This is a genomic window from Desulforadius tongensis (assembly GCF_016907915.1).
Classification (GTDB): domain Bacteria; phylum Bacillota; class Desulfotomaculia; order Desulfotomaculales; family Desulfohalotomaculaceae; genus Desulforadius; species Desulforadius tongensis.
Map to the genome: position 1 here is coordinate 31,599 of NZ_JAFBCW010000013.1, position 15,352 is coordinate 46,950.

Consider the following 15,352-nt stretch of genomic DNA (forward strand, 5'->3'; position numbering starts at 1 on the left):
AACGGTGTCCTTAACGGAAATTGTTGACAAAGTTAAAAGTTATAATCCCACAGCGGACATCGCCTTCCTCCGCAAAGCGTACCGTTATGCTGAATGGGCACATTTCGGTCAAAAGCGAAACTCCGGTGAAGATTTTTTTATTCATCCCGTTGAAGTAGCTAAAATTTTAGCTGACCTGCATTTGGATACCAGAACACTGGTGGGCGGGCTGCTGCATGATGTGGTTGAAGATACCGGTGTAACACTGGAAGATATAAAGGCAGAATTTGGAGAAGATGTTGCTTTATTGGTTGACGGGGTAACAAAACTAAAAAAACTGGAGTTTAAAACCAAGGAAGAGCGGCAGGCGGAAAATTTGCGCAAAATGTTTCTGGCCATGGCCAAAGATATCAGGGTGGTACTGATCAAATTGGCTGACCGGCTGCACAACATGCGTACATTGAAATACCAGTCAGAAGTTAAACAGCGGGAAAAAGCGGAAGAAACACTGGATATTTTTGCCCCGTTGGCTCACCGCCTGGGAATATACCGCATCAAGTGGGAACTGGAGGATATTTCCTTTAGATACCGTCACCCGGATGAATACTACAAGCTGAAGGAACTGGTGGCGGCTACCAGAAAAAAACGGGAGGATTATATCCAGCAGGTTATTAATGATTTAAACCAGCGTTTGCGGGAAATGGGCATTAAAGCGGAAATAACCGGTCGTCCGAAGAATTTTTACTCCATTTATAAAAAAATGAAAGACCAGAAAAAGGATTTTACCGAAATTTTTGATGTTCTGGCAGTGCGTATTTTAGTGGACACGGTGAAGGACTGCTACGCGGCCCTGGGAATTGCCCATACCATGTGGAAACCCATTCCCGGGCGGTTTAAAGATTATATTGCCATGCCCAAAACCAACATGTACCAATCGCTGCACACCACAGTGATTGGTCCCAAGGGAGAACCCTTTGAAATACAAATTCGTACCTTTGACATGCACCGTACCGCGGAGTATGGTATTGCTGCTCACTGGCGGTACAAGGAAGGTAAACCGGCGGCCAAAATTGATGAAGCTGACCAAAAACTGGCTTGGCTGCGCCAGCTGATGGAATGGCAGAAGGATTTACGGGATGCCCGGGAGTTTATGGAAGGCCTGAAAATAGATATATTTTCTAACGCGGTGTTTGTATTTACACCCAAGGGGGATGTGGTGGAACTGCCGGCAGGATCGGTGCCCATAGATTTTGCCTACCGCATTCACACCGATATCGGTCACCGCTGCATTGGTGCTAAAGTAAACGGGCGCATTGTACCCCTGGATTATAAACTTAAAAACGGCAATATTGTAGAAATTGTTACCAACAAAAACAGTGGACCCAGCCGGGACTGGCTGAATATTGTAAAAACATCCCAGGCTAAAGCCCGTATCCGCCAGTGGTTTAAGCGGGAAGAAAAGGAAGAAAATATTGTCAAAGGTAGGGAACTGATAGAACGGGAGATTAGAAAGCAGGACCTGGAATTATCGATTTTAAGAAATGAAAAACTGCTGGAGGTGGGACAGAAGTTCGGCCTGTTGAGCTTGGATGATATTTTTGCCGCTGTGGGCAGCGGTCAAATTACAGCCTTGAATATTTTGGGGCGGTTGAAAGAAGAACTGGATATTGATACCAAAAAGATTATTACCACAGAGGATGTTTTATCCAAACAGAGCACTAAAGGGGAATGGGGCAAGCCCACCCAGGGTATCAGGGTAAAGGGGATTGATAACCTGTTAATCAGATTGGCCCACTGCTGCAACCCCGTGCCGGGGGATGAAATTGTAGGCTATATTACCCGGGGTCGGGGTGTATCAATTCACCGGGCGGATTGCAGAAACCTGTTGGAACTGCAGCGGAATGAACCTGACCGGATGGTGGAAGTGGCATGGGACAAAGACTTCAGCTCCACCTTTCACGTTAAATTAGAAGTTTCCGGTATCGACCGGGCCGGCTTGTTAAGTGATGTGCTCAATGTACTGGTGGAGATGAAAATTAATACCAACTGGGTTACCGCCCGTACCAGAAAGGATAGAATGGCCACAATTGAGCTGGCTCTTCACTTAAGGAGCTTGGAACAGCTGGAGTATGTGATAAACAAAATAAAAAGAGTTAAAGATGTTTACGGTGTGCGCAGGATTGCAGGAGGTCAAACTGTGGTACACTGACATTGGGGGTATTGAATTTTGCGTGCAGTGGTACAAAGGGTTACCAGCGGCTCTGTCACCGTTGAAAACCGGGAAGTGGGGGCCGTAAAAAAAGGGCTGGTGGTACTGCTGGGAGTGGGTAAAAATGATACCGATGCAGATGTGGATTACCTGGCAGAAAAAATAGCCCGGTTGAGAATATTTGAAGATGAGAACGGCAAGTTAAATTTATCTGTGCTGGATGTTGGCGGGGAAGTGCTGGCGGTTTCCCAGTTTACACTTTACGGGGACTGCCGCCGGGGGCGCCGTCCCAGTTTTTCCGGTGCGGCAGCGCCTGAAGCAGCCAACGAACTTTATCAGCAGTTTGTGCATAAGCTGCAGCAGCTGGGCCTGAAAGTGGCCACCGGCCGCTTTCAAACCCACATGGTGGTGAATATAGTAAACGACGGTCCGGTGACCCTGCTGCTGGACAGTAAAAAAGAATTTTAGAAAGATTTAACTGGAGATTAGAAGATAATAACTAAAAAATTGTCTGGAGGAATACCGTTGATTGTTGAAGTATTACCTGTGGGACAGTTGGATGCCAACTGCTACATCCTGGCCTGTGAGGAAACCAAAGAAGCGGCTGTTATCGACCCGGGTGGGGATGCGGAAGACATTTTGAATCTGCTGAACCTGTTGGCGGTAAAACCTAAATACATCATCTGCACCCACGGCCATGCGGACCATATTGCCGCGGTGGACCGGGTAAAAGCAGCAACGGGGGCGAAAGTGCTGGTTCACAGTGCCGATGCCGAAATGTTCGGTAACCCGCAAAAAAACTTATCTGTTTTTTTGGGCCAAAATGTTACCCTGCAGCCGGCGGATCAACTGCTGTGCGGGGGGGAGATAATTAAGCTGGGCAGCTTGGAGCTGGAAGTGATAAGTGTTCCCGGGCACACCGAGGGTGGTATTTGTATTAAAGTAGAAAACGCGGTATTTACCGGGGACACCCTGTTTGCCGGTTCCGTGGGCAGGTCTGATTTCCCCGGGGGAGATCACCGGCAGTTGATTAAAGGAATTAAAGAAAAGCTGCTTGTCTTACCCGGTGAAACCAGGGTTTATCCCGGGCACGGGCCGGATACATTAATAGAGCAGGAAAAAAGGCATAACCCCTTTATTCAGTAAGAAACTGAAAATCCCGGCAGGTGAACATGCCGGGAAAAGGTGCTTAAGCCGGCGGGCTGAAGCGCTGGGGCTGGTTGATGAAAGAATTCCGGCCCCTATTGCGAAAGGCCGCCGGCTTAAGTATTTACTTGCGCCGGTGATGATGGCTGCACCCACAGGAACAACCGCTTCCGTGCCCGTTATCCACAAACCTTACTTTTTCCAGCTGGTCTATTACCTGCTTGCGGATACCCTGCAGGTAAATTTTACGCAGTTTTTGTTGTTCTTTTTTTTCTTCTTCAGTTAATCCCTCACTGCGCTGCTTGCGGGCCAGGGCGTTAATTTTATCGATTAATTCTTTTGTTATCGTCATCAATAATCACCTCATCACCCATTATACCCAAAAGATAAAAACATTTAAAGAAATGATCCTGAAAGGGAACTTTTTGGCTGCTTATTACGCCTGTTATCAGGGAGTATTTTCATGTTACTTAAAGAGAGTTGATTTTATGATCGATGAATTATTAGTGAAAAAAGCAGTAAACGGGGATGCAGCAGCATTTCTGAAACTGAGCAAGCAGTACCAACAGCCTTTGTACCGCACTGCCATGGGTATGCTGGGTAACGAACATGATGCTGCCGACGCGGTGCAGGATGCCTTTTTAAAGGCCTACCGGGACATTGGTAAACTGCGCGATCCCAGGCAGTTTAGAAGTTGGCTTTATCGCATCTTAATTAACCGCTGTATTGACATTTTACGCCAGCGCCGGCGTACCACACCGGTGGAGCGGGTTTGGTTATCTGACCCGGTGGAAAACAACATCGAAAGCAGGGTGGATATTTCCCAGGCGGTGGCGGAATTGGATGAACAGCACCGGGCGGTGGTGGTGCTGCGTTTTTTTCAAGATATGAAGATTGATGATATTGCGCTGGTTCTCAACTGCCCGGTGGGTACGGTAAAGTCCAGGTTGTACCGGGCACTGAAAAAATTGAAGCTGTTACTGACTAAAGACAGCGGGTTGGGGGGTGAGCCGGTTGACTTGTGCTGATTTTTCCGGGTTAATAATGGATTTGGTGCTGGGTGAGCTGCCCCCGGACCGGCGAGAAATGGTTGAAAATCACCTAGAGCATTGTGAGCGCTGCCGGCGGGAATACCAGTTGTTAAAACAGGTTACCACCGGCCTGCGGAACTGGTCAGATGGTATTGAAGTGCCGGCCCTGATGGAGAAACGGTTGGAAAAAGCTCTGCGGTCAGAGATAAAACCGCCGTTAAAAAGAATACTGCCATACCTGGCAGCGGCGGCACTGACGCTGGTATTGGCTGTGGGGTTGTGGGGTGAAGCGGGGATGACAACGTTTTTAGACGGGAAAAAAGCGGTGGTGAAAGAAGATGCCCTGGAAAAGTTAGCTGTGAACCCCCCGGACGTGCCCCGGCAGAAAACAAAAGAGGCGGCTGGCAGTAATATGGTAAATGATGAAATAAAAAGTGCGCCGCGGCCGCCGGAAGCAGAGAAGTTTTTAGAGCAGGCGGCTCCAATGGCGCCCCCACCGGCGGGGGGGAAGGAACAGGAATACGCCGGGGAAATAAAGACCAAAGGGTTGAGAGCAGCGGTGAGAAGAGCGGCGGTTATAAGCCTGGCTGAAATTACCCCTGATAAAGTGCGGCAGATTGAGATAAAGGATAATAATGAGCGCAGTTATACATTACAGGATAACCGCCGGGAACTAATCAGCATGATGCTTGAAGGTATTAGTGAAGCAGTGCCCGCCGCGGAAAACGAAGCGGGGGAACACATCATAACTCATGTAATTAACATTCAGCTTACCGACGGCACTAGCTGTATTTTAAATTATGACCTGGAAAACAATGCGGTCTTTTTTAACGGGAAGTTGATTTATCCCGGCGCCGGTTTTGCCAGGGCAGTTGCAGAGCTGCAGCATTAGGATTTGTAACATTTTTAGGACAGACCCCATACCGCATTGATGTACTGCTGAATATTGACAAATAAACGCTGTTTTATTACAATTTCCATAGTGTGTTTATATACGTCAATTCTATGACCGGGAAAAGTAGGCGTACACACCTGGCCAGGGAGGATGGGCCGTGACTGGAAGCCCGTCTGCAGGTAAGGACGTTGAAAGACACCTGGGAGTGGCCACCGAACGATGCACGGCATCCAGTAGACTGGCCCGGTAGGCCCCGTTACGGCCTTAAAGTGGAACGCTTGCGTTCAAGCAGGGTGGCACCACGGGAACTATCCCGTCCCTGGGTATGCTTTGGCATAGCCGGGGACGGTTTTTTAATAGTCGGCTTGTACTGTAAATTTTATAGGGGGTGTCAAAATGCTTACTACCAAACCCCGGGGTACTAACGATATCATCCCCGGTGAAGTGGAGAAATGGCAGTATATAGAAGATGTTATCAGGGACGTTTGCCGTATTTATGGCTACAGGGAAATCCGCACCCCGGTATTTGAACATACCGAGTTGTTTAAACGCGGGGTGGGTGAAACCACTGATATAGTGGAAAAGGAAATGTACACCTTTAAGGACCGTGGAGATCGCAGTATTACCCTGCGTCCCGAAGGAACCGCTTCTGTGGTGCGGGCATATTTAGAAAACAACCTGCACGCCGGTCCGCAGCCGGTAAAACTTTATTACATCGGCCCCATGTTTCGCTATGACCGGCCCCAGGCCGGCCGGTATCGCCAGTTCCACCAGTTCGGTGTGGAAGTGCTGGGGGCGCACAGTGCCGGTATTGATGCAGAAGTAATGGCCATGGCCATGGAAGTATACCGGCGCTTGGGATTGAAGGACCTGGAGCTTCATATCAACAGTTTGGGATGCCCGGAATGCCGGCCCAAGTTTAGAAGCAGTTTACAGGAATTTTTCCGGCCCCGGCTGGAGGAATTTTGTCCCACCTGCCAGGACCGTTTTGAGCGCAACCCGCTGCGCATACTGGACTGTAAAAACAAGAAATGCAGGCAGCTGGCCGCGGGGGCTCCCGCCATACTGGACTGCCTGTGTGACCGGTGCGCGGCGTTTTTTGAGGAAGTTAAACGGCACCTGGAGGAGCTGGGCATTGATTATATTGTGGACAAAAACCTGGTGCGGGGGTTGGATTACTATACCCACACCGCCTTTGAAGTGATGGCTAAAGGCATTGGGGCCCAGAGCTCTGTGGGCGGCGGCGGACGGTACAACGGCCTGGTGGAAGCCTGCGGTGGTAAGGATACCCCCGGTATCGGTTATGCCCTGGGTTTAGAGCGGATACTGCTGGCCATGGAACAGCAGGGGGTGGAGTTTCCCCCGCCGTGGCGTCCGGATGTTTTTGTTGTTACTGCCAGCCCCCAGGCGGAGTATGCCGCTTTTAAACTGCTGGCAGAATTACGAAATTTAGGCTACAGGGCAGATAAGGACTACAACGGGCGCAGTTTGAAAGCACAAATGAAGTACGCCGGTAAGCTTAATGCCCGTTATACGGTTATTATCGGTGAAAATGAGTTGGAAAACGGTACAGCGGTGGTTAAAGATATGATTACCGGGGAACAACGGGAAATTACCCGGGAAAAAATACCCGAAATAATTGGGAGGTAAATAAAATGGAGTTTATGCAGGGTTTAAAACGCACTCACTACTGCGGTAAGGTTGGAAATGATGACATCGGCCAAGAAGTAACATTAATGGGCTGGGTACAGCGTCGGCGTGACCACGGCGGCTTGATTTTCGTTGATTTGCGGGATCGTTTTGGAATAGTCCAGGTGGTATTTAACTCCGAGGTGAATGAAGAAGCCTTTCATAAGGCAGAAACGGTACGCAGCGAGTGGGTACTGGCAGTTAAGGGTAAGGTGCATAAAAGGCCGGAGGGTACTGAAAATCCCAAGATGGCCACCGGCACCGTGGAAGTTTATGCCGATACCCTGGTGGTGTTAAATAAAGCGCAGACACCGCCCTTTTATATCGAAGACGGGGTAGATGTAGATGAAAACATCCGCTTGAAATACCGTTACCTGGATTTGCGCCGGCCGGAAATGCAGCAGGCCATGATTCTGCGTCACCGGGCCGGCAAAGCGGTACGGGATTTCCTGGATCGTCATCATTTTTTAGAAATTGAAACCCCGATGCTGACTAAAAGCACCCCTGAGGGAGCCAGGGATTACCTGGTACCCAGCCGGGTAAACCCGGGGAAATTTTATGCCCTGCCTCAGTCACCGCAGATATTTAAGCAGATATTAATGTTATCCGGGATGGAACGGTACTTCCAAATTGTGCGCTGTTTCCGGGATGAAGATTTACGGGCCGACCGGCAGCCGGAATTTACACAAATAGATGTGGAAATGTCCTTTGTAGATAAAGAGGATGTTATGACGCTGATGGAAGAAATGATAGCGCACCTGTGTAAAGAAACCATTGGTATAGATGTGCCGGTGCCCTTCCCCAGAATGTCTTATCGCGAGGCTGTGGACCGGTTTGGAACAGATAAACCGGACCTGCGCTTCGGCATGGAAATTAAAGACATCTCACCGGTGGCCGCTCAATGCGGGTTTAAGGTTTTTAATTCTGCGGTGAACAGCGGGGGGCAGGTTAGAGGAATTAATGCCAAGGGGTGCGGCAGTTTCAGCCGTAAGGAAATTGATGATCTGACCGCCTTTGTATCTATCTACCAGGCGAAAGGGTTGGCTTACTTTATAGTTACCGAAGATGGGGTGAAGTCTCCCATTGCCAAGTTCTTTAAACCGGAAGAAATTAATGCCATTTTAGATAAATTAGAGGCAGAACCGGGGGATTTACTGTTATTTGTTGCTGACAAACCCTCCGTGGTGGCGGCATCCCTGGGTGCACTGCGGCTTAACCTGGCCCATCGTTTAAACCTTATTCCCGAGAATACTTACAACTTCTTGTGGGTGGTTGACTTCCCGCTGTTGGAGTATGATGAAGAAGAAGGACGTTACGTGGCCATGCATCACCCCTTTACCGCCCCGTTGGATGAAGATGTGGAACTGCTGGAAGAGCAGCCGGAAAAGGTGCGGGCTAAAGCCTATGACATGGTATTAAACGGCGTGGAAATCGGTGGGGGCAGTATAAGAATATATCGCCGGGATATTCAGGAGAAAATGTTTAAAGCCATTGGATTAACTGAAGAGGAAGCCGGTGAAAAATTTGGCTTTATGCTGGAAGCCTTTGAATACGGTGCTCCGCCCCATGGCGGTATTGCCTTCGGCTTTGACCGCCTGGTAATGCTGCTGGCGGGTAAAAACAGTATTAGAGATGTCATTGCCTTCCCCAAAACTGCCAGTGCCACCTGTATGATGACCGGTGCACCGGATACAGTTGATAAGAAGCAGTTAAAAGAACTGCACATTAAGAGTACCGTTGTAAATAAAGAAAAGGAAAAACCGGGGGAATAAAACAGCTAAAAACGGCTGCCGGTGTATAATAATCGACGGTTTTTTATAAAATACAGTATAAAAATATCTATTTTTTGGTTCTTGCCAACGATTCGATATTGTGCTAACATATTATATATAAGCAATAAGTTTACAAAATTAACAAAAATTAGCAACCCTGCTGTGCGCGTATTCATCCTGATGTTTTGAGCCAACACTATAATAAAGGGAGCCTGACTTTGGTTGTGATGATTGCAGGCCTTAAATTAGTAAGGAAGCATGAAAGCAGCCAGGAGGGCACCCACCTGTTGAGCGCAGGTTCAATAAACTCCGGATGGGTACGGCATTGGTGGGGTGTATCTATGTGTTGTGATAAATAGCGCTTGGCAGAGGCCAAGCTTTTTATTTATGATTCTGCCCTCTCATCCATAAACGCTTACCTGTACAAAAGGTCAGCCTGCTTTGTGGTGCCGCGGGCAGTGGGTATAAATTTCCGGTTGTTTAGGAGTTGTTTGCAGTGGCTGTGCATAGATTTTCCCGTACGGAAATGTTAATTGGCCCCGGCGGGCTGGAAAAGTTAAAAAACAGTAAAGTGGCTGTGTTTGGTGTCGGCGGGGTGGGTTCTTACACGGTGGAGGCACTGGCCAGGGCGGGCGTGGGGCACCTGGTGCTGGTTGATTTTGACGATGTGGACATTACCAATATTAACCGCCAGCTTCATGCTTTGGATAACACCGTTGGCCGGGCGAAAGTGGAACTGATGGCCGGCAGGGTTAAGTTGATTAACCCGGAAATTAAAGTGCAGGCGGTGAAAGAATTCTACACCCCGGAAAACGGTGAACAACTGCTGGCCGGTGATCTTCATTACGTGGTTGATGCCATAGACAATGTCACCGGTAAGCTTGATTTAATTAAACGATGTGTGGAAAAAGGAATACCGGTGGCTTCAAGTATGGGAGCAGGGAATAAACTGGATCCCACAGCATTTCAGGTGGCGGATATATCGGAAACCTCTGTCTGCCCGCTGGCCAAGGTGGTAAGGAAAGGGCTTAAAAAAGCAGGCATCTGCCGGGGGGTGAAAGTGGTTTATTCCACCGAACCACCTGTAAAGCCCAGGTTGGCGGAAGAACATACTGCTAAACTGCCGCCGGGCAGCATTTCCTTTGTGCCGGCAGCGGCGGGGCTGATTTTAGCCAGTATAGTGGTCAGGGATTTGACTTTATAATTGGAATATTTAGAAATTTGACAAGGGGTTTTAATAGGCATTATAATGTAAACCTGTAGAAGCAGTGTGAATTTGGCAGAACGTAGTTTGCTAATAAATTATATCCAGTGAAAGGGGCGAGTCTGTTGGCAAGCGAAAACATTATCACTCTCAGCGATGCAGATTTCAAGGAAAAGATCAGCGGCAGCGAAGTACCGGTACTGGTTGATTTCTGGGCTGAATGGTGCGGTCCTTGTAAAATGATTGCACCGGAATTGGAGAAGTTGGCCGGTGAATTGACAGGTAAAGTACAGGTTGCTAAAATTAATGTTGATGACAACCGCGGAACTCCCGGTGAGTACCAGGTAATGAGCATTCCCACCATGGTTTTGTTTAAAGATGGTCGGGAAGTTGAGCGCATCATTGGTTTCCGTAAGGCAGACGAGCTGAAAAAGATGATTGAGAAGCACTTATAATTTTTATTACATAAGTTATTATGCAGGAGATAAGGAGCACGTGCCCGGCGCGTGCTCTTTTTATTAACGTCTACCTTGAAAAACGTTATCTTGCTGAGCCGGTGGCTTTTGTAACGTTCACTTTTTTATCCTCTGATGGTTCTGCAAAGCGGCATGAGTGTCTGCCCTGAAATGTAAAAATATTCTAGTTTATGGAGGGACATACTGTGCTTTTTTACCCGGAACATTTACCGCTGGCAGCGAGAATGCGCCCGCGCAGCCTTGATGAATTTGTTGGTCAGCAGCACATTTTAGCTAAAAATAAGCTGCTGTACCGGGCAATTAAAGCCGGACGGCTGGGTTCGGCCATATTTTACGGCCCGCCGGGTACCGGCAAAACCGCGCTGGCAGAAATTATTGCCTGCACCGCAGAGCGCCCCTTTGAGCGCTTAAATGCAGTAACCTGCGGTGTAAAGGATATGCGGGCAATAGCGGAAAAGGCCCGCCGCAGCGGGCCGGTAATAATGTTTATGGATGAAATTCACCACTTAAATAAAAGCCAGCAGGATGCCCTGCTGCCCTTTGTGGAGCAGGGTCTGGTGACCCTTATCGGCTCCACCACCGAGAATCCTTACTTTGAAGTAAATGACGCCCTGCGCTCCCGTTCCACCATATTTCAGTTTAAACCGCTGCAGCCGGAAGATATAGAAAAAATAATTAAAAACGCTTTGGCTGATAAAGAGCGCGGGCTGGGTAATTATAAAGTAAATTTAACCGCCGATGCTTTGGAACACCTGGTGGATGCCAGTGGAGGAGATGCCCGTTCTGCCCTTAACGCGCTGGAACTGGGGGTGCTGACCACTGAACCGGATGAAAACGGTGTAATACAATACGACCTGGCGGTGGCAGAAGAATGTTTGCAGCAGAGCAGGTTAAAATATGACAAAGCCGGTGACAGCCATTATGACGTGGCATCGGCACTGATTAAATCAATTAGGGGCAGTGATCCCCATGCGGCGCTGCATTATCTGGCCAGGATGCTGGCGGGAGGTGAAGATGTCAAATTTATTGCCCGCAGGCTGGTAATAAGTGCTGCCGAAGATGTGGGGCTGGCTCAACCCCAGGCACTGCAGATAGCCATCGCCGGGGCCCAGGCGGTGCAGTTTGTGGGGATGCCCGAGGCCCGGATCATACTGGGGGAAGTGGTCATATACCTGGCGCTGTGTCCCAAAAGCAACTCAGCCTACCAGGCCATAGACCGGGCGCTGTGGGATGTAAGAAATAAGGACTGCGGTTCTGTACCGCTGCACCTGCGGGATGCCCACTATAAAGGGGCGGCAAAATTTGGGCACGGGACAAACTACAAATACGCCCATGACTATCCCGGGGGCTGGGTGGATCAGCAGTACCTGCCGGACAAGCTGGTGGGAACGGAATATTACCGGCCGAAGGGTTACGGTGTGGAACTGAAGTTAAAAGAAAAGCTGAACTTACTAAAAAGCAAAAAGGCTAAAGGCTGAAACCTATAAAGATATAACCATAGTAATTATATAAGCATGTTCTGATTTTATCTAAAGGGAAAAAACCAACCGCTGCACTAGGAATTTTCATTGACACTGTTATGGCGCTGTGCTAAGATATGGTCAGGAAAAATCCCTAGTAAAAAACTAGGGATTAAATCCGGGGGTGGTTGTTTGAAGTTGTCCACCAAGGGACATTACGGGTTAAAGGCTATGTATGATTTAGCCCTTCATTACGGGAATGATCCCATTCCTTTAAAAACAGTAGCTGAACGCCAGCGGCTGTCTGAAAACTATTTGGAACAGCTAATTGCCACTTTGCGCAGGGCGGGGCTGGTAAAGAGTGTACGCGGGGCTCAAGGCGGTTATATTTTAGCTAGGAGCCCGGAGGATATTACAGTGGGCGACGTAATAAGGGTTTTGGAAGGACCGATAGCACCGCTGGAATGTGTCAGTGAAGAATATTTAGGGGATTGTGATCAATTTCATTATTGTATTTCCCGCAATGTTTGGACTAAAGTAAGGGACAGTATTGTAGAGGTATTGGATTCCATAAGCCTGGCGGATATGTGCCGTGAAGCAGAAGAAATAAAACAATCACGGAAATAGCGTTAGCAAAAGAGGAGGCCTGTTATTTATGCGCAGAGTTTACTTTGATCATGCTGCCACTACGCCGGTGGATCCCGAGGTGGCAGAGCTGGTAATGAAGTACATGACTGAAAGTTACGGCAATCCATCCAGCGTACACAGTTTTGGCAGGGAAGTAAAAAAACCATTGGAATACGCCCGGGAGCAGGTTAGAAAAGCTATTGGCGCCGCTCATGTGGGGGAAATTGCCTTTTGCAGCGGCGGTACCGAAGCGGCCAATATGGCACTGCGCGGGGCAGCTTATGCCAACAGGCAGAAGGGCAACCATATTATAACCACGGCGGTGGAACACCACTGTGTGTTAACCACCTGTGAGCAGTTGGCTAAAGAAGGCTTTGAGGTTACGGTGCTGCCGGTGGACCAGTACGGCAGAATTAGCGTTGAAGATGTGGCCAATGCTTTAACCGATCAAACTATTTTAGTTTCTATTATGCACGCCAACAATGAAGTGGGTACCATTATGCCCATTGCTGAAATCGGCAAAATGTTAAAAAGTCAGGAACGCAGGATTATTTTCCATACCGATGCGGTGCAGAGTATTGGTAAACTGCCTGTGGATGTGGACCAGCTGAATGTGGATATGCTTACTTTTTCCGGCCACAAAATTTACGGGCCCAAGGGGATCGGTGTCATGTACCTGCGCCGGGGTACATGGTGGCAGCCGATAATGTACGGTGGTGGACAGGAACGGCGCCGCCGCCCGGGAACGGAGAATGCTCCGGCCATTATCGGGCTGGGCAGGGCGGTGGAAATGGCCGTTGCTAACAGGGAAGAAGAGGCGGAAAAATTAACGAAACTGCGGGACAAACTAGTGGACCGGGTGCTGAGCAGCATACCAAATTCGCGGCTGAACGGTCATCCCACCGAGCGCTTACCGGGTCATGCCAGTTTTTGCTTTGAATTTGTAGAAGGGGAATCAATGCTGTTGTCTTTAGATATGCAGGGCATAGCTATTTCCAGCGGTTCTGCCTGTACATCCGGTTCGTTGGAACCGTCCCATGTACTGCTGGCCATGGGCATACCCAAAGAAATCGCCCACGGCAGCCTGCGGGTGACTTTAGGTAAATATAACACAGAAGAAGAAGTAGATTACTTTGTAGACAACCTAATACCTATTGTTGAACGGCTCAGAAAAATGTCGCCCCTCACCGGTGGTGGAGCATGTACGCCCTGTGCCTGTGCTGGCTGCGACCAAAGTAAAAAATAAATTATAAAATTATAAGCTATAAATTATAAATTAAGTTGGGGGAGGAGAGGATAATAATATGTATAGTGAAAAAGTGATGGATCATTTCACCAATCCTCGCAACGTAGGGGAAATACCCGACGCTGATGCAGTGGGGCAGGTGGGCAACCCCAGCTGTGGAGATATTATGAAGATTTTTCTCAAAATTAAAGATGATCGCATTGAAGATATAAAGTTTCAAACCTTTGGCTGCGGAGCGGCTATTGCCACCAGCAGTATGGTTACAGAAATGGCCAAGAATAAAACACTGGATGAAGCATTAAAAATAACCAATAAAGCGGTGGCAGAAGAGTTGGACGGGCTGCCTCCCCAAAAGATGCACTGTTCCAACCTGGCTGCCGATGCACTGCACGCAGCCATAGAGAATTATCGCCAAAAACAGAAAGGTGCGTAGGTGAAAGATTTTGGGTAACAAAAAAAAGGTCGTTGTAGCCATGAGCGGCGGCGTAGACAGTTCTGTCACCGCCGCTTTATTACAGCAGCAGGGTTATGAATGTATTGGCGTAACCATGCAGATATGGGATCCGGAGGTCACTGCGGTAGATGATGATTTCGTTGGCTGCTGTTCGCTGACGGCGGTGGATGATGCCAGGCGGGTGGCGGACAAGCTGGGAATTCCCTATTATGTTCTCAACTTCCGGGATATTTTTGAAAAAACAGTGATAGATTATTTTACCGCTGAATATTTAAGAGGACGTACTCCCAACCCCTGCATTGCCTGCAACCGTTATGTAAAATTCGAAGCTCTTTTAAATAAAGCCGCCGCCCTGGGGGCGGAATATGTGGCCACCGGTCATTATGCCCGGCTGGATTATTCCGAAGAACATAATCGTTGGGTAATCAGAAAAGCGGAGGATAAGAGAAAAGATCAAACCTATGTATTATACGGCATGACACAACAGCAGATTGCCCATACGCTGATGCCCCTGGCTGAATACACTAAAGATGAAGTGCGGAAAATGGCGGCAAAACTGGGGTTGGCCACGGCATCCAAACCGGAGAGCCAGGAAATATGTTTTGTGCCGGACAATAACTACCGCCGCTTTTTAGAAGAGCGCACCGGGGGCGGCTTTAAAAAAGGACCGTTTTTGGATTTAGAAGGAAATGTTCTTGGTGAGCACCGGGGCATACCATATTATACCATTGGGCAGCGCCGGGGATTAGGTATTGCCACCGGTGAAAGAATGTATGTGGTAGATATTGATGCCGGGCGCAATGCGGTAATTTTGGGGCCGGAAGAGGCTATTTTTACCAAAGAACTAATATCTTCTGATAATAACTTTATTTTATTTGCCGAACTGACAGAACCGGTTGAAGTAGAGGCTCAGATAAGATATAACTCCAAACCATCCCCCGCCACCATCAGCCCGATGCCGGATGGGAGAGTGCACGTATCTTTCCATCAACCACAAAGGGCTGTTACCCCGGGACAGGCGGTGGTGTTTTACCGGGGAGACTACCTGGTGGGCGGCGGAACAATAGAAAGAAAGGGGCCAAGCTGATGCTTTAATAAATGATTTCGCCCTGCTGTGCATTAATTACAGCTTTCCTGGCAAAAATACTGGTAGAGGATGTTCGA

Annotated in this window: 15 protein-coding genes, 1 other RNA gene and 1 other annotated feature; of the genes, 15 read left to right on the forward strand and 1 reads right to left on the reverse strand. The window is 48.5% G+C overall.

From position 1 onward, the window contains the following. Positions 1-4 precede the first annotated feature (4 nt). From JOC37_RS06820 to JOC37_RS06830, 3 genes are read left to right on the forward strand one after another with little or no spacing between them, the layout of a single operon-like run. The gene (locus JOC37_RS06820; RefSeq protein WP_204617400.1) at positions 5-2,188 is read left to right on the forward strand and encodes a RelA/SpoT family protein; all 2,184 of its coding nucleotides are present in this window, start codon (positions 5-7) and stop codon (positions 2,186-2,188) included. Positions 2,189-2,206: 18 nt separating this feature from the next. Continuing rightward, entirely contained in the window at positions 2,207-2,656 is a 450-nt protein-coding gene (gene dtd, locus JOC37_RS06825; protein ID WP_204617401.1) for a D-aminoacyl-tRNA deacylase, read from the forward strand. Between the two features lie 57 nt (positions 2,657-2,713). Then, on the forward strand, positions 2,714-3,334 hold the full coding sequence (locus JOC37_RS06830) for an MBL fold metallo-hydrolase (RefSeq protein ID WP_204617403.1): 621 nt from the start codon (positions 2,714-2,716) through the stop codon (positions 3,332-3,334). Positions 3,335-3,458: 124 nt separating this feature from the next. On the opposite strand, the gene JOC37_RS06835 is transcribed toward JOC37_RS06830, so the two are convergent. Further along, positions 3,459-3,686 carry a DUF896 domain-containing protein gene (locus tag JOC37_RS06835; protein WP_204617405.1) on the reverse strand — a complete coding sequence of 76 codons (228 nt, stop codon included), beginning with the start codon at positions 3,684-3,686 and terminating at the stop codon, positions 3,459-3,461. A gap of 136 nt (positions 3,687-3,822) precedes the next feature. On the opposite strand from JOC37_RS06835, the gene JOC37_RS06840 reads away from it, so the two are divergent. From JOC37_RS06840 to mnmA, 12 genes are all read left to right on the forward strand, one after another. Then, positions 3,823-4,362: an RNA polymerase sigma factor gene (locus JOC37_RS06840; RefSeq protein ID WP_204617407.1), complete on the forward strand. Its 540-nt coding sequence runs from the start codon at positions 3,823-3,825 to the stop codon at positions 4,360-4,362. Continuing rightward, on the forward strand, positions 4,349-5,257 hold the full coding sequence (locus JOC37_RS06845; protein ID WP_204617409.1) for an anti-sigma factor family protein: 909 nt from the start codon (positions 4,349-4,351) through the stop codon (positions 5,255-5,257). Before JOC37_RS06840 ends, JOC37_RS06845 begins: the two co-directional genes overlap by 14 nt. A 104-nt stretch (positions 5,258-5,361) precedes the next feature. Next, positions 5,362-5,584: a binding site (T-box leader), on the forward strand. Positions 5,585-5,656: 72 nt separating this feature from the next. Beyond that, positions 5,657-6,910: a histidine--tRNA ligase gene (gene hisS / locus JOC37_RS06850; RefSeq protein ID WP_204617410.1), complete on the forward strand. Its 1,254-nt coding sequence runs from the start codon at positions 5,657-5,659 to the stop codon at positions 6,908-6,910. A 5-nt stretch (positions 6,911-6,915) separates the two neighbouring features. Next, positions 6,916-8,721: an aspartate--tRNA ligase gene (gene aspS / locus JOC37_RS06855; protein WP_204617411.1), complete on the forward strand. Its 1,806-nt coding sequence runs from the start codon at positions 6,916-6,918 to the stop codon at positions 8,719-8,721. A 151-nt stretch (positions 8,722-8,872) separates the two neighbouring features. Next, positions 8,873-9,060: non-coding RNA, 6S RNA (gene ssrS, locus JOC37_RS06860), on the forward strand. Between the two features lie 187 nt (positions 9,061-9,247). Further along, a complete protein-coding gene (locus JOC37_RS06865) occupies positions 9,248-9,925 on the forward strand; it encodes a tRNA threonylcarbamoyladenosine dehydratase (protein ID WP_204617450.1) in 678 nt (225 codons plus the stop codon). A 125-nt stretch (positions 9,926-10,050) separates the two neighbouring features. After that, entirely contained in the window at positions 10,051-10,380 is a 330-nt protein-coding gene (gene trxA / locus JOC37_RS06870) for a thioredoxin (protein WP_204617412.1), read from the forward strand. A 206-nt stretch (positions 10,381-10,586) separates the two neighbouring features. Next, positions 10,587-11,879, forward strand: a complete 1,293-nt coding sequence (locus JOC37_RS06875) for an AAA family ATPase (protein ID WP_338017355.1) — start codon at positions 10,587-10,589, stop codon at positions 11,877-11,879. 174 nt (positions 11,880-12,053) lie between these two features. Continuing rightward, on the forward strand, positions 12,054-12,488 hold the full coding sequence (locus tag JOC37_RS06880; protein ID WP_204617414.1) for an RrF2 family transcriptional regulator: 435 nt from the start codon (positions 12,054-12,056) through the stop codon (positions 12,486-12,488). A 28-nt stretch (positions 12,489-12,516) separates the two neighbouring features. Beyond that, positions 12,517-13,734 (forward strand): cysteine desulfurase NifS, encoded by a 1,218-nt coding sequence (gene nifS, locus JOC37_RS06885; RefSeq protein ID WP_204617415.1) that lies wholly within the window; start codon positions 12,517-12,519, stop codon positions 13,732-13,734. 58 nt (positions 13,735-13,792) lie between these two features. Next, positions 13,793-14,167 carry a Fe-S cluster assembly scaffold protein NifU gene (nifU, locus tag JOC37_RS06890; RefSeq protein WP_204617416.1) on the forward strand — a complete coding sequence of 125 codons (375 nt, stop codon included), beginning with the start codon at positions 13,793-13,795 and terminating at the stop codon, positions 14,165-14,167. Positions 14,168-14,177: 10 nt separating this feature from the next. Then, positions 14,178-15,275 carry a tRNA 2-thiouridine(34) synthase MnmA gene (gene mnmA / locus JOC37_RS06895; protein ID WP_204617417.1) on the forward strand — a complete coding sequence of 366 codons (1,098 nt, stop codon included), beginning with the start codon at positions 14,178-14,180 and terminating at the stop codon, positions 15,273-15,275. Positions 15,276-15,352: the final 77 nt, after the last annotated feature.

Excerpts from the sequence above, each read along its gene's own strand:
- JOC37_RS06835 (WP_204617405.1), bottom strand. The coding sequence starts at position 3,686 with ATGACGATAACAAAAGAATTAATCGATAAAATTAACGCCCTGGCCCGC.
- JOC37_RS06840 (WP_204617407.1), top strand. The coding sequence starts at position 3,823 with ATGATCGATGAATTATTAGTGAAAAAAGCAGTAAACGGGGATGCAGCA.
- hisS (WP_204617410.1), top strand. The coding sequence starts at position 5,657 with ATGCTTACTACCAAACCCCGGGGTACTAACGATATCATCCCCGGTGAA.
- aspS (WP_204617411.1), top strand. The coding sequence starts at position 6,916 with ATGGAGTTTATGCAGGGTTTAAAACGCACTCACTACTGCGGTAAGGTT.
- JOC37_RS06865 (WP_204617450.1), top strand. The coding sequence starts at position 9,248 with ATGTTAATTGGCCCCGGCGGGCTGGAAAAGTTAAAAAACAGTAAAGTG.
- nifS (WP_204617415.1), top strand. The coding sequence starts at position 12,517 with ATGCGCAGAGTTTACTTTGATCATGCTGCCACTACGCCGGTGGATCCC.
- nifU (WP_204617416.1), top strand. The coding sequence starts at position 13,793 with ATGTATAGTGAAAAAGTGATGGATCATTTCACCAATCCTCGCAACGTA.